Source organism: Butyrivibrio proteoclasticus B316, assembly GCF_000145035.1.
GTDB classification, from domain to species: domain Bacteria; phylum Bacillota; class Clostridia; order Lachnospirales; family Lachnospiraceae; genus Butyrivibrio; species Butyrivibrio proteoclasticus.
The window spans coordinates 178,224-193,309 of record NC_014387.1 but is presented as its reverse complement, the minus strand read 5'-3'; the positions used below and the strand labels follow the sequence as shown (position 1 = coordinate 193,309).

Annotated in this window: 13 protein-coding genes; 1 reads left to right on the top strand and 12 read right to left on the bottom strand. The window is 36.6% G+C overall.

Going from position 1 to position 15,086, the window contains the following annotated elements; all coding sequences use genetic code 11:
• Nucleotides 1-328 precede the first annotated feature (328 nt).
• The 11 genes from BPR_RS00810 to BPR_RS00760 form a co-directional block, all read right to left on the bottom strand.
• Complete coding sequence (locus tag BPR_RS00810; RefSeq protein ID WP_042256297.1) at nt 329-2,608, bottom strand: hypothetical protein; 2,280 nt, start codon at nt 2,606-2,608, stop codon at nt 329-331.
• A gap of 432 nt (nt 2,609-3,040) precedes the next feature.
• A complete protein-coding gene (locus BPR_RS00805) occupies nt 3,041-3,976 on the bottom strand; it encodes a GDP-mannose 4,6-dehydratase (protein WP_013279560.1) in 936 nt (311 codons plus the stop codon).
• A gap of 32 nt (nt 3,977-4,008) precedes the next feature.
• Nucleotides 4,009-5,361, bottom strand: coding sequence for a sugar phosphate nucleotidyltransferase (locus BPR_RS00800; protein ID WP_042256294.1), 1,353 nt, complete (start codon nt 5,359-5,361; stop codon nt 4,009-4,011).
• 66 nt (nt 5,362-5,427) lie between these two features.
• Nucleotides 5,428-6,576, bottom strand: coding sequence for a glycosyltransferase (locus BPR_RS00795; protein WP_013279558.1), 1,149 nt, complete (start codon nt 6,574-6,576; stop codon nt 5,428-5,430).
• Between the two features lie 11 nt (nt 6,577-6,587).
• A complete protein-coding gene (locus BPR_RS00790; RefSeq protein WP_013279557.1) occupies nt 6,588-7,880 on the bottom strand; it encodes a hypothetical protein in 1,293 nt (430 codons plus the stop codon).
• A gap of 290 nt (nt 7,881-8,170) precedes the next feature.
• Entirely contained in the window at nt 8,171-8,893 is a 723-nt protein-coding gene (locus BPR_RS00785) for a glycosyltransferase family 2 protein (protein WP_013279556.1), read from the bottom strand.
• Nucleotides 8,894-9,223, bottom strand: coding sequence for a cupin domain-containing protein (locus BPR_RS00780; protein ID WP_013279555.1), 330 nt, complete (start codon nt 9,221-9,223; stop codon nt 8,894-8,896).
• On the bottom strand, nt 9,224-9,955 hold the full coding sequence (locus BPR_RS00775) for a glycosyltransferase family 2 protein (RefSeq protein ID WP_013279554.1): 732 nt from the start codon (nt 9,953-9,955) through the stop codon (nt 9,224-9,226).
• Nucleotides 9,955-10,587 carry an HAD family hydrolase gene (locus tag BPR_RS00770; protein WP_013279553.1) on the bottom strand — a complete coding sequence of 211 codons (633 nt, stop codon included), beginning with the start codon at nt 10,585-10,587 and terminating at the stop codon, nt 9,955-9,957. The genes BPR_RS00775 and BPR_RS00770 overlap by 1 nt, the downstream gene beginning before the upstream one ends.
• Entirely contained in the window at nt 10,574-11,206 is a 633-nt protein-coding gene (locus tag BPR_RS00765; protein WP_013279552.1) for a PI-PLC domain-containing protein, read from the bottom strand. Before BPR_RS00765 ends, BPR_RS00770 begins: the two co-directional genes overlap by 14 nt.
• Nucleotides 11,207-11,212: 6 nt before the next feature.
• Nucleotides 11,213-12,214, bottom strand: coding sequence for a hypothetical protein (locus BPR_RS00760; protein ID WP_013279551.1), 1,002 nt, complete (start codon nt 12,212-12,214; stop codon nt 11,213-11,215).
• 574 nt (nt 12,215-12,788) lie between these two features.
• Between BPR_RS00760 and BPR_RS00755 the strand changes: the two genes are divergently transcribed.
• Entirely contained in the window at nt 12,789-13,151 is a 363-nt protein-coding gene (locus tag BPR_RS00755) for a helix-turn-helix domain-containing protein (RefSeq protein ID WP_013279550.1), read from the top strand.
• Between the two features lie 71 nt (nt 13,152-13,222).
• On the opposite strand, the gene aspS is transcribed toward BPR_RS00755, so the two are convergent.
• Entirely contained in the window at nt 13,223-15,061 is a 1,839-nt protein-coding gene (gene aspS / locus BPR_RS00750; protein ID WP_042256290.1) for an aspartate--tRNA ligase, read from the bottom strand.
• Nucleotides 15,062-15,086 lie beyond the last annotated feature (25 nt).

The window sequence follows — 15,086 nt, the reverse complement described above, 5'->3', positions numbered from 1 at the left end:
TTGATGTTATCGACTACACCATTACACAGCTCAAACAGAAAGCGGAGATAACCATAAATTTAAAAGTTCTCTAATTATAATACGTTTCGCCAAAAGTCTTAATGCATCCGATGACTCAATCAGAGTTCAGTTAAAAGATGAATTAAAGTTATCTGGCGTAACTATTAACGAACTATTTGAGCAGATAAACGTTGAGTAGTCACTATCGCTCGATTCATAATAATGTTTAACAATCGGTCTGCCGTGGCAGACCGATTTAAAAAGTTGTACCCCATTGGATTAGTAAAGTGCAAAACATGAACTAATTCAAGAATCTTTGCATCCATTCTTAGAAAAACATATGAATAATTTTCTTTGGAATCCATAATAGAAGATACCCCAACCGGTACGTAACACTGCATTCTATTCTCTCTAGATATTCTTTTTGCAATGAAATAATCCGATTACAATCATCTACACTTTTATCTAGTTCTGTTATTCTTTGCTCTAATTCCAGCTCTTTTTCATCTTGATATTTTTGTTGCCGCTCAATATAACTATCTTTATCTTCCACGCTTTGTTCTAATTCTCTAATTCTTTGCTCTAATTTGAGCACTCTTTCATCTTGACGCTTTGTTCTGCCATCTTGAGAACTGATTCTATTACACAGCAAATCAATCGTTTGATCATAATTCATCAAACGATGTCTTTCTATAAGCATTAAGTCATCCTGCATAAATGAAGCATCTATAACACTTTCTACTGTAGGATATTTACCTGTCAGGTTCAGTATCTCTACTACTGCATCACTATGCTGTTTTATAGTTACGTCATCAAAATCGTTCTCTTCAATTCCAAAGTGCTTAAAAATCTCATTTTTCAAGAAATCATATTCTTGTTTGTCCAAATACAAAAAGTCCTGCCGGGACACTTCATTTAAACACTTTTTAACTAAAAATTCTTTGGTAATTGGGTGTTCCGATGTGGCTTCCTTGTCAAACAAGCAATAGTTCTTTCCATTTACCAAAAAACAGTTCTGCGGTTTTCCATCCCAAATTTCACCGGATAATGTCCAATCATCGATAGAAAACATTGTAAATATATATTCAAAATATTCACAAATATCCTTTAAGAGCATATTTAATCGCTCTTCTGTCTTTACTGAAAAGAAGTGCTTCTTCCAAACACAATCTAATTGTTTTCCTTCAATCCATAAAACTTTATTCTCGTTTTTGTAGATCAAGCCGTAGATTTCAACCGAATCCTCATCTGATAAGAATTTCTTCGAAAAATAAGGTTTTTCGCCTGGCTCATGTACATATTTTAACTCTGAAACGCAACCACCTCTTGGCACATATTTCCATAAATACTCGTTAGCCTTAGCCTTTTCTCTATATTTCTCGTATATACCATTTGCATTTATCAACACGTGCTTTTCAAGCAGGAACAACGAATCATAGTGCTGAACAAATCTTGAAAAAAGTTTAGGGTTGTCATATATGAGGTATTCCCAAACAATCAGAACAGATATCTCATCCTTAAACACATAAAAAACAAAGTTATCGTCAATTAAGTGTTCCCCTCTAAAATTCTGAGTCTGAAGAGATGCAGCTCCTGCATCCAAATGCAATTTGCATCTGCAACCATTGTTGCGCAAATAGTCACTCAGTAGACAACACAAATATTCTTTATCTGGTTTAAACAAAACGCCTATTTGAGGTGCTATTGTTTCCAATACAGATATATACTTTTCGTAATTCTCTTTGTGAAATAATCCATGATAAAGTAAAGTCCAAAAATACAACTCTGTATCAGGGACATATATTCCCATGTTGTTCTTTATTCGACGTTCCAAAAGTCGGGTTTCAATGATTTTATCGTAATAGTGGTCTCCAACATACTTTACATGGATAAGAATTTTCTGATCACCTATTTGTATCCAGTTAAAAAACTGATATGCATTTTCCGTCTCATACACTTGTGGGTTAATAACGCAAAGGAATACAGGAAGTTTTTCTACCAGAATATCAATGTCTCCATCTGGGTCATATCTATGTCTATCAGGTAATTTTTCATAATTTCGTAAAACAACATACTTTGTTGTTTCATTAATAGCGTAAAAGAACTCCGAAAGGCTTTTCCATCCATCGACTCCGGTGCAATTTCTTTTTAAGTAGACTCTCTCAGCAGGAAAAATACCTTCTTCTATATAATCAGTTAAACTTATACCGAATAACTTAACAAAATTGTTCCTTGTTTCTTCATAATTGATACTTGTATGGAAATTAAAGGTATGTGTAATTTCACTTCTGACTTTATTCTTGACGGTGAATGCATTATCATTCAGAAGTTCCATTCCCCTTCTGGTAGATTGCATCCGAAAATATGGCTGAGAATCTTCGACTACAAGCACTAGAAATGGCCCTGTCCCTCTTATTTTTTGTTGAAATCTATCGTAAATAAAGTTTTCTTCATATAAAGAGGTTAAATTAAAGCCGAATTTATCTTCATCCCACTGCACTTCGTATTCAGCAAGAATAGTGAACTTGCTCCTTACCACTGCTTTTATGGATTCCTCATATTTCCTTGCAGTTCCCCATATTATACATATGTGTATAGTCCGTTCCATACGATCCTCAATCATAAAATACAAGCTCAATCATAGTACATAAAATCATGCTGAAAGTCTGTTTTATGCCAATCGCATTAATCACTATGTTGGCGTTGGGTGACTTTAACCATTCAGCATCGGATTATTTTAGCCAGATATCATCGAATATAGATAACCAAGGTCTCTGGTTACATAGAATATAGCTGCAGTCAATGGATCGCTACGCTTGCTGAAGCACCATTGACTGTATCATTATTTTATGTAAGTTGGCACCTAAGGCAGCAACGGCTGCCCTTGTCACGCAAGACGCAACCAAAACCAATATAACGCATGATTATTTCATTCCGATGGATATTGGTCAAAATTCTCCGATGATGTTTGGCCAGTATCACCCGATGCTAACACTATTCAAAAACACTCATCACAATACTTAATTCGGATTATTCTAATTCAACCTTTTGAAGTTTTTTCTATAAAATATCCATATATTTCCTCAACCGTCCTACGTATATCATACTGCGGTTCCCAACCAAGTCTTTTTCTTAGAAGACTCGCATTACAACATATATATGGATTTTCTATCGGTCTTAACAGCTTAGGATCAACCTGAACAGTTATCTCTTGGTCACAAAGAGAAATAACATGATTTAATATTTCTTTCAGTGGAATACAATTACCACTGCCAACGTTATAGACTATTTCACTATCGTCACTCTCGATAATCAGTCTATATGCTCTGACAATATCTTTTACATTTGAAAAATCCCTAACTATATCCAGATTTCCGACAAACATGCACCCTGGTTTACCACTTTTAGATATTGCAGCAACCTGTTTGCACCATGAAGGAATTACAAAGTTATCGTTTTGTCCCACACCAGTATGATTGAATGGCCGTACGTAGTGAAGCTTCATTCCATATCGTTTTCTATATATTTCGCAGAATCTTTCTAGCATCATCTTTGATATTCCATATGGATTAGAAGCATTTAATAAACTATCCTCAGATAGGTCCGTATCAGAAACGCCATATTCTTCACTTGAACCGATCATTAAGATGCTAATATTCAAATCACATTCATGGACAGCTTCTATAATGTTAATTGCTCCACATACATTTGTCTCAATAGTAAGTTTTGGTATTCTCCATGAAATACCAACATTACTTTGTCCTGCAAGGTTGATAACGTGTGTGGGTCCAACTTCTGCTATGACATTTTTCACCTGATCAGTACTGTTAAGATCACAGCTATACCAACCATCATAAGGGTGATCATGATTGCCGAATCGGCTACATGCATATACCTCATAGCCGTTTTGAATAAGTTCTTCCGCCATGTACTTTCCAACAAAACCGTCCATTCCAAAAATTAACGCTTTCTTCATAGGAGTATCCTTTCTTTTACTGACATAACATATTAGATTGAATCATCGTAGCGGCTGCAGCTCTCAAAATCATTAGTCAAATCGTATTTCACTTTGTCTTTAACATCTATGTTGGTTCCAAACTGAACCTCTATCAATTCCATGTCTGTAAGAGCTTTAATTGTATGTTTATAGCCAGCTCTTATAACAACTACATCTCCTGCTTCAACAGCTTTTTCTACCCCATCTATAACAACAACTCCTGATCCTGAAGTAATATTCCAAGATTCATCCCTATTAGCATGGGCGTGATAGCTCATGCCATGACCTTTTTTTAAGGTAGCTCTTACAGTCATGCTTGATGGTTCAATATCTATGACACGGTAAGTGCCCCAGCTCTTCTCTGTAAATTTGATTGTGTTGTCAAAACTCTCAACATATTTTTTTAGATAACTGGATTCTTTTTTGTCAGAAACTAATATTCCTTCTGGAGAAGCAGATATAACTACATTTTTTACTCCCATACAAAGAACGGGAATATCCAAACTATTAACTAAATGAACGTTCTGACAACTATCTGCTATAACACCCTTCCCCAGAATAGAATCGTCCATTTCCTCAGTGAGAGTGTTCCAGGTTCCCAAATCCTTCCATTTACCTTCATATTTCATGACTTCTATCATTTTCTCTTTCTCTAAAATTGCATTATCAAAACTAATGCTATCTAGAGATGCATATTTATCTAGTAAATCACTATATCCCGTGTAATCTAATAGTTCGTGAGATTTATCTATAAGATATCCTAGTTTGAACGCAAAAACACCACAGTTCCACAAAGCGCCTTTATCGATGAACTGCTGAGCACATTCTTTATCTGGTTTCTCAGCAAATGCAGTAACCTCACTGAATTGCGCTTTGTCTACAGGAATTACATAACCATATTTTTCACTTGGGTAAGTTGGCGTAACACCCATGATTAGTATTTTTGATTCTGATAAACCAACATGTCTATACAATTCTTTAATAGATTTAAAAAAATCATCTTCCACATAAGAATCAATAGGACAGACGACAACGCTTTCATCCATGCTTATCCGCTTTATCTCATGAAGATAATTTGCTGCTAAGACAATCGCAGGAAAGGTATTTTTCCTGAATGGCTCAACTGATAGTGAATATCCTTCTTCTAGTTGATTATGGATAGTAGATACCTGATTCTTAGATGTAGCTATTGTTATATCGCAGCCGTTATCTGCATTCTTTAATCCTGTATACATACGCTGCAACATTGACTCATATATTCCATTGTTTGTTCTAAATATTTTTATAAATTGTTTACTTCTAATATCATTAGACAGTGGCCACAAGCGCTTACCTGAACCACCTGACAATAAAATTGTATTCATATACAAATCCTTCCACATTTATCCGCAAGGTATTACTAATTCAACCAAAATCGCTAAATTAATTACTCAAATGATTTTTTCTATCATTTCAATTACCCTTTTTATAGAAAACTCCCTTCGGGCAACACGCTTCAATTCATCGTAATCGAATTCTTCCTTCAACATTTTTGCGATTTCTTTCGAATCTTGTTCGTCATCATCAGATAACAAGTAACTTCCATTAAGCGTCAATTGATTCATTGGTTCTTCGTTTGTCGTCACAGGTCTACATCCACAGACTTGTGCTTCTATAATTGGCAATCCTAATCCCTCTTCTTTTGATGGAAATAATAAAACCTTACATTTACTATATAAATCGATTAAATCGACATATGAAATCGTAGGATAATATACGATTTTTATTCTTGCATCTATTTCTTTGAAAAATTCGTCAAAATCCGAAATGGCGCACCTTGGTTCACCAAAAATATAAATTTTATCAATCCAGTCCTTTATTGGATTTAATAATTTAGGTATTTTCTTTAATCCCTTTCTTAAATCAAATGGGGCTGCCAAAATTATAGAATTCTCTTTAATCTCATGTTCATTATGAAAACCACATTCAAAATGATAGGGCATAAAAGGAGGAAAAAAAGATATCTTCCCACTTGCGGAAGAGTAATACCTACGATATTGATCCATCGTTTGCTTAGAAATAGCTATAATTGCATTACAATGTTTATTGTAATATTCGTAACCAATGTTATGTTCACTAGCAAAATCTATCGGCGGAACTGACTTAACCAGAGAATATTCATTAGGAACTAAGTCATATACTATTCCTATAATCTTTGGAGATTTAATATCTACAATTGGTGTCAGTAACCAAGGATTTGTAATAATACATGCATCGTATTTTTCATTCTCTAAATCCGTCCCTAAATATTGGAAATAATAGCATTTTTTATCTAGCACTTTATTTTTTTTATTTGAGATATATTTTTTATAAGAAAATTGCCTATTATTTGTAATACTAATACTGTCAGTTTGGATATCTTTTGGCCGCTTATCCTCTAGCACCCTATACCAAAGCACTCCTTGCCGGCATGTTGAATACGTTATATAATCAACATCATATTTTTCTTCCAATGAATTAAAGATTGTAGAGAAATAGTTACGTACTCCAAAATGTTTCTCACCATATTCTGATTCAACTAAAAAAGCTATTTTTTTCATTTATACCCACCTTACTTAGATAAAATAAAATCTACCATTTTTCTATAAACTTTATTGCTCTTTAATCTCTTAGGAAAGAAAATAGCAATATATTGCAATTTTTTAACAATTTTACTATCTGCAAATTTAGGTCTAATGGAATATGGTGTATTATCATGGCCCCATGCACTGACTAAACTCCCTGTATCTTCTAATTTAAAGGTCCCCGTATAATCTGTATTCACCCCAATTGTGACAGCTTCAACAAAAAAATTAACTCTAGGAATAATAGAATGTTCTTGAAACGACTTCGTTAATTCAACATCTTCCATTTGATTCCACATAAGAAGTTTATTAAAACCAATATTTCTTAACAGATATGTTTTGAATATCAATAATCCCCCGTTTAAAAACGCACTGGGAAATAGATAATTATAATTATCAACTCTAACAGGATTCCCCCACAGCAGATAATTGTCCATCCTGCAAAACGCAGGATATTCATCTCCATTAGTGTATGATTGCCTAACTGTTACATACCCAAAATCATACCCATATTTTTCAAACCCAATAAAAAAATTTTGAGGTAGAACATATCTATCATGCGCAATTAACAAATTGTCATTCTTTGCTTCTTTTGCTATAACATTTTTCTTTCTGCTAATCTCGGCATAACAATCATCTCTAAACTCACCTAAGTCAATATATCGAACATCATATCTATCAAATTTTTCATTTTGAGGTCCACATATAATAATCTCAATATCATTTCGTTTTTCATATGCCTCATGCGCCAACTTTATCGATTCCAAAAAATGCAAAACATTTTTTTCTTTTTTACCATTTGTCAGTACAGCAAAAGTCCATGAGTCAGAAAGATAACTTTCATAATTATTTCTGGTAATATTGAATACTAGAATCCATGTATCATCTTTGAATTTGTATTCCAAATCAATTTCGCAGCTGATATCTATCTTTCTACCCAAAAAGTTTTTCAATTTAGGAATAGTGAAATGATCATTTTGCTTAGTTCTTATTATTAGCTTTCCTTCTCTTCTTAACAAACAAATTGCTTCATCTAAGGCTATCTTCCAACTCAGGGGATGAATATCACACATCATATGTTCCATAAACCACACAACCGTATATTGATGATGCAGTTTGGAACTGACCCTGCAGTTTGTACTATTCAATAAATCAATTGGTGTCATTTCAAATGGCGGTCTAGTTCCTACCCATGCTTGTTTCTGCTTATTCTCAGCCAATCTCATAAGATACTCGTCTATATATTCATCATCAAGCACTTTTTTTGTCACTTTTCCCATTATTCAACATTCTCCATTCAACATTTTCTTTGCTTAGCTTACTGTCTTATTAACATCATCCAAAAATCAACTAATTTTTCATTACGTCTATTTTTAAACCTAATTCAGCAATTAAAAAACCAAAATTAAATAAACAAACACGAAATACCTCTTTGCTACAAAATCAAACAATTTTATTACATCAATTATTCATTCAATGATTTATACATCTAGATATAGTTATTTACTATCCGCCTGGTTTACTGGATTAAAACAATACACCCCTATGCATACATTTATTATCTAATTCATTATTTTTCATTTAGTAGATTCAAAAAAATATTAAGATCTTCCGGTGTTCCTAATCCATGCATTTTTTCTCCAACATTGTGGAACACAATCTTCTTGCCATCAGCGATCATTTCATTGTAAACAGGAGCAACATAGAACTCGTTATTTACTCTTATATTTTTCTCTATCATCTGATGCGCGTACTTAACGAAATCACTACCATGTTTATAGTTGTAGATTCCCACTGTTGCTTCATGCGAAATTACTTCTTTTTCACGGACCTCTGTAACATAACCACTTTCATCAAATCTGATATAGCTCCACTTAGGATGATCTGCCGGCATTGTCATGATAAGACCATCGTTATCCTTTATCTTGGGAATATAATCGTTTATGTCTGTATCTACATACTGATCGCTGTTAGCAATCATCATCTCGTCATCGTTATCAATGTACTTTTCAGATAGGAGCACAGTACATGCCGCGCCTTCTGTGATATGGTCTATTGTGATTATCCTGCAACCAGGTGACATTCTCTCAAGCTCATCACTTAGGTTATACTTATTTAAGTGTTCTTCCTGGCAGATGTATATGAATCTGTGCTCGCATCTAGGGCTTATGTTATTGGTCACCACTTCTATCATGGGTTTACCATTTACATCTATAAGAGGCTTGGGAAGTTCATAGCCTGCATCTGCAAATCTGCTTCCTCTTCCTGCCATTGGAATAACGATATTCAACATTTATTTTCCCTCCACAAGATACTTGTCATTGTTGGCTCCAGGAATTTTTACCACCACATTTGTGCTATCCGTAATTGCCTTGAAATCCGTAGCATCACCCGGTTCCATGACTATAATGTCATCCTTTTTGTATCTGACTCCATTCATTTCTACTTCACCATCTATTATGACGGTGTATTCAGTAGCAATTTTGTGGTAGTGAGCTTCTTCGCTGTCACCTGCTCTATAGCGTTTAACAGCCACTTCAACGTCATTAGTCTTAAACAGCGATGGATCAAAGTTTCCGATAAACCAGCCTTTTGTCATAGCATTTAGTGAATCTACCTTCATTTAGCCCTCCAAATGTTTTTCATACGCCTCAACTCCTGAAGGAGACGCAAGTGAATAGTAATTATCTCTGTCTATCTGATATATCCCGAGTTTCTTCTGCATAAGCACCAGCTCATTAAAGGCAGGACATATATAAAATGAGCCATTGACTGCAGCGTCTTTACGTATCATATTCTCTGCCGCCTCAACATAGTCCTTGCCATGCTTGAAATAATAAACACCCACTGTGGCATTTTTACTTATTGGTCTCTTTTCTGTAGCTTCGATGATCTGCCCTGTTTCGTCACACTTAACAAACGACCATCTTGGATGTACGCTTTCAAATGTAACTACTCCGCCGTCAAGTTTTCTTTTCCTGAAATCATCTATGGCCGGCATAATTGACTGTTCAATGATGATATCGCCGTTGATAACCAAGAGCTCATCAGAATTATCAATACTGGCAATAGCCAGTAACACCGCACATGCAGCACCTTTTGTGATATTAGGAACACTTACTATCTTTACTTTAGGATATAGAAGTTTCGCTACAGAAGAAGTATGATATCTGTCTATTTCTTGCTGCCGCATTGTCAGTAATATTTCATCGGCACAACCAAGAACATCGCTAAAGCATCTCATGACATTCTCTATCATGGGTGTTCCACCTATCTCGGTAAGGTTCTTGGGGTACTGGAATCCACTATCTTTAAATGCCTTGTCGTCTCCAGAAAAAAGCATTAATACTCGCATTAGTTCGTCTCCTCAAACTCTCTTATGTTTTTGACTATATTGTCATATGTAACGTCATGAACATTTTCTACCTGCATAACATGAGCACCAGCTGCAATTCCTGCCTTGATGCCATTTATGTTATCTTCAATTACCATGCAATCCTCGGGTTTCATCCCCAGGTTATTGATTGCTTTTATGTATATTTCAGGATTTGGTTTTCCTTCTTTGACATCTTGATTAGAAACGATGGTGTCAAGGTACTTACTTAGATCACTCTTCTCCATCATTGTCACTATAGAATTCTTAACAGAATTAGACGCAACGCCTATCTTGTATCCTTCAGATTTTAGTTTGGATATTGCATACTCTCTCTGAAATACCGGCTTGCATTTAGAATGTACGATTTCCATCGTATACTGCTGTTTCATCTCATTGATGAATCCATGTAGTTCCTTAGGCAGATTTCTCTCTTTGGTAAGCATTTCGAGCTTTTTTCTGGTCGGAAGGCCATCATATGTTACAAGATGGTCATAACGGGTAATTGTGTAACCAAATAATTCAAGTGCCCTATTAAGAGCTTCATAATGCCATTCTTTGGCATCTATCAGTACTCCATCCATGTCGAAAATTATCGCTTTAATCTTTCCCATAGAAAAACTCCTTTGCTTTGTCCGGGTAATCTGTACAGAGAATCACTCCATCATCATCAAGTAGTTCCTTATCTTTTATTCGTTCCCACAAATCCGTGTAAGCTCTTTGGTGTAGATCTGAAGATACAATACAGACCTTCTTGCCTTTCTCTCTATGATTCTTAATGTATTCTTTGGTAATCCATGAATCTGACTCAAAGCCATCTGCCCAGACGCCATCAGCCTTTTCATAAAGGCTGCTTATTTTTTCGTATTCGCTTTCTCTAACGAAGAATTTCAAACCCGAATTAATGTATTCCAAAGTATCAGGAATAGACATATCAAAACAGAAATAATTTGTTAGATTGTGTTTAATCAGAAGCTCTTTTAAAAGCTGCTGGATTCCATCTGCCTTTACATTCAGTGCCAGCGTAAACTTCTGATCTTTGTACAATGCAAAGAAATCATCCGCATCCATGCAGGTAGGACCTGCGACATTATGTGATATGACAAGCTTTTGCATATAATCTCTAAAGTCTGTTTCTGTCCCAATCATCGCATTTCTTGCACGTTCAAAAGCTTCTTTTTGGTTCTTTTCATTAGTTTCCTTCCAAAAACCCCGATGTGCTATAATTTCCATCTCACTTCATGTCTCCTTTAGCTCATTTATATAAACACGCAATGGATTGTTTATATCTCTTGGAACTCTTTTTACAGAAAAAATCTCTTCTCCATATAATCTGTACCTAGCCACTGAATCATTCAAAAACAAGTGTGTTTTCAGAAAGGCCGATGGATTCTTTATCAGCTTCTTTACCTTATGTACAGTAAGGGCTGTCTTGTTCTTTTCAGCAAATCTATCAGAATAATCTTTTTCGAACTTGTCATATGACGCTCTGGGTATTAGCTTGTTTAGCCCGAGACGGTGATATATACCCCAAGTAACATGTTGTTTTTTCCATAATGCCCGGTCGAAATCATGAACTTCTGAATAAGTTGTTGGAAATCCTCTGTGAAGTCCTCTTTCCAGCATTAAATGATTTGCAATCGTTGAAAAGTAGACTTCTTCTCTCGTGTAGTTCTTTTCGTAATTCAGCCTTGTATTTTGAGCAGTTAATGCTCTTGCATTTTCAATAGTCTCTACAATTTCGTCGAAAAGCACTCTACTGTAAAATGAGCTTTCTACCTGAGTTGCAACAATGGAATCCTCATCAATTAGATGCAAAATCTCGGCAACAACAGGATCCTCCAATGCACAAACGCTCGGCCACCACCTACTAATCTTAAATACTTTATGCACGTGAAAACCGGCGTCAAACTGCGAAATATATTTTTCAACTCCTTTACGGATGTACATATCATTTGAGGCATGGAACATTATGTAATCAAAATCTGTAATCGATCTTAGGTATTTATAATTCGATATATGTGCATCTATAATTTTTCCCCAACCGCACATAAGATGCTCAGGATTCATGTACACGCTGTTTTCATTGGCTATAAATCTTTCTAGATCAGCGTATTCTTTCAGCTCACTGCTAACATGTATGACTAATACTGCGTCCGGAACATATTTTTTGATATTATTTATCTGATCAATGACCACATCCGGTTTTTCATGAACTGGTATAGAAATAGCTACCTTCATATACTAACCCTGTCGTTATACTATTATTTATGGAATCAATCGGATTATAAGTAATTTCCACACTAACGATACTGTATTGCTTTTGATTTTCTCTGTATCTCACTAAAACACTTATGCAACATGTTTAATAAATTTTGGGAAATACTACCGGAATCGGCATTACTGGAAAAGAATAAGTATCGCGGTACTTCAAGCACTGATGATACTCACTAATGCTGTTCCCCCTAACAATACTGTTGTGCAAACCCAGGACTTTCTGTAAGATGGGTTTACATTTTTATGTGTTACAACGATAGAGCTATACTCGAAATATAGTTATTGCCTATTATGGTATTTTGACTATCGTTTAGATGACTATTATTAATTGTAGAACAGTTAATATTCCATATATCGTTTTCTAGACTATATATTTCTATCTATAGCGTCTGTTATATGTTATAATCGATATATAGATTCTTTTTGAATGGAGTAGCATATTGTTTGATATCTATTCTGTTAGTGGATAATTCATCATATATATGGAGAAACTAGTAGTCAGATCAAGACTTTGAGAAAGGTCTATGAGAATACAACGATGTCCAGGACTAAGAGTAACAAGGAATATGAATCTGAATATATTGAGACTTTCGTAAGGCGCCTTGAGGAGATGAGACGTAATAACGGCATTTCCGCAAGGGATATGAGTTTGTCACTGGGGCAGAACCCGGGATATATCAATAACATTGAGAACAGGAAATCGCTTCCGTCTCTGTTAATGTTTTTGGAGATATGTGAATATCTGGATGTTTCGCCTTCTTATTTCATGAGCATTTATGACAAGGATGTTCATTCCATCAAGTACAAGGAGTTTATGAATATGGCAAGTCGTCTGACTCCGCAGCAGTTTGATGCGCTATTCACTATCCTGCAGGGAATGACAAGGAAACGTTTACCGTAGAATTTTTAAAATAGTGAGTGCCACGGCGATAAAACATCGCCGTGGCACTTTTTATGTCAATATAATATCTATTACTCTTCTGTAGCAGTAGTCTTAATGTGTAATTCCTCAAGCTGCTTGTCTGTTACGTAGCTTGGAGCGCCCATCATGATATCCTGAGCATTCTTGTTCATAGGGAAAGGAATGATCTCACGGATTGAGTCCTCACCTGCAAGGAGCATTACCATACGGTCTACTCCCGGAGCGATTCCTGCGTGTGGCGGTGCGCCGTAGCAGAATGCGTTGTACATAGCAGGGAACTTGGCCTTAACGTCTTCCTCGCCAAGTCTGACCATCTCAAATGCCTTGATCATGATCTCAGGATCATGGTTACGTACAGCACCTGATGAAAGCTCAATACCATTTACAACAAGGTCATACTGATCTGCTGTAATTGTAAGAGGATCAATCTCGCCTCTCTCAGCCTTGAGAAGTGTCTCAAGTCCGCCTGATGGCATTGAGAATGGGTTATGGCAGAACTCAAGCTCTCCTGACTCCTCGCCGATCTCGTACATAGGGAAATCTACGATCCAGCAGAACTCGTATTTCTCTTTATCCATGTGTCCTGGAACTGCAGCACCAAATGTCTTAACGATAACACCTGCAGTCTTCTGAGCAGCTGTAAGTTTGCCGCTTGAGAGAACTACGAGGTCTCCAGCCTTAAGTGAAAGAGCTGATACAACTGCATCCTTGATAGGAGCAACGAACTTGGAGATACCACCAACAAGTTCTCCGTTCTCATCCATTCTGAACCAGTAAGCCTTATTACCTGACTGAACTTCTACATCACCGATTGTCTTGTCGATGAACTTACGGCTCTCCTTGAAGTCAGAGATAACAACAGCCTTGATCCTGACGCCTGTTGCTGCGCCTGCAGTAAGAGCGCCCTCACTGGCCTCTGCTGCCTCAGCAGAAACAGTTGATGCGAAAGGTCCAAAACCGCAATCCTTGAGAGTTTCTGTAACGTCAGTTACTGTAAGGTCAATTCTAAGGTCTGGCTTGTCAGAACCATATTTTTCCATAGCCTCAAGATAAGGGATTCTTGTGAAAGGAGCCTTACTTGCACGGTCATAGGTTCCAAATTTCTCAAATACTGGAGGAAGTACGTCCTCACATACTGAAAATACATCTTCCTGAGTAGCGAAAGCCATCTCCATATCAAGCTGATAGAACTCTCCCGGGCTTCTGTCGCCTCTTGCATCCTCATCACGGAAGCAAGGTGCAATCTGGAAGTATCTGTCAAAGCCGGCTGTCATGAGAAGCTGCTTGAACTGCTGTGGAGCCTGTGGAAGTGCATAGAACTTGCCAGGGTGCTTTCTGGCAGGAACAAGGTAATCTCTTGCTCCCTCAGGTGATGAAGCTGTAAGGATAGGAGTAGTGATCTCCATGAATCCGTGCTCTGTCATAGCCTGACGAAGTGCGGCTATTACGTTGCATCTAAGGATAATGTTCTTCTTAACCTCAGGGTTACGAAGATCAAGATAACGATATTTAAGTCTAGCTGTCTCATCAGCCTCTCTTGAGTGGTTGATCTCAAATGGAAGCTCATTGTAACGGCAGCGACCAAGAACTGTGATTGATTCAGGAACCACCTCGATATCACCGGTCTCCTGCTTGGGGTTCTTGGAGCTACGCTCTCTTACAAGGCCCTTAACGGATATTGTGGACTCTTTATTGATGGCCTTGGCTGTCTTGACCATCTCCTCAGTTTCAAGGACAATCTGTGTAGTGCCATAGAAGTCTCTCAGAACGACAAATCCAAGTCCTGATCCAACTTCACGCATATTCTCAAGCCAGCCTACAAGAGTAACGCTCTCGCCGACATTGGAAATACGCAACTCACCACAGTTATGTGTACGTGATTGCATCATAATATCTACTCCATTTCTATAATGT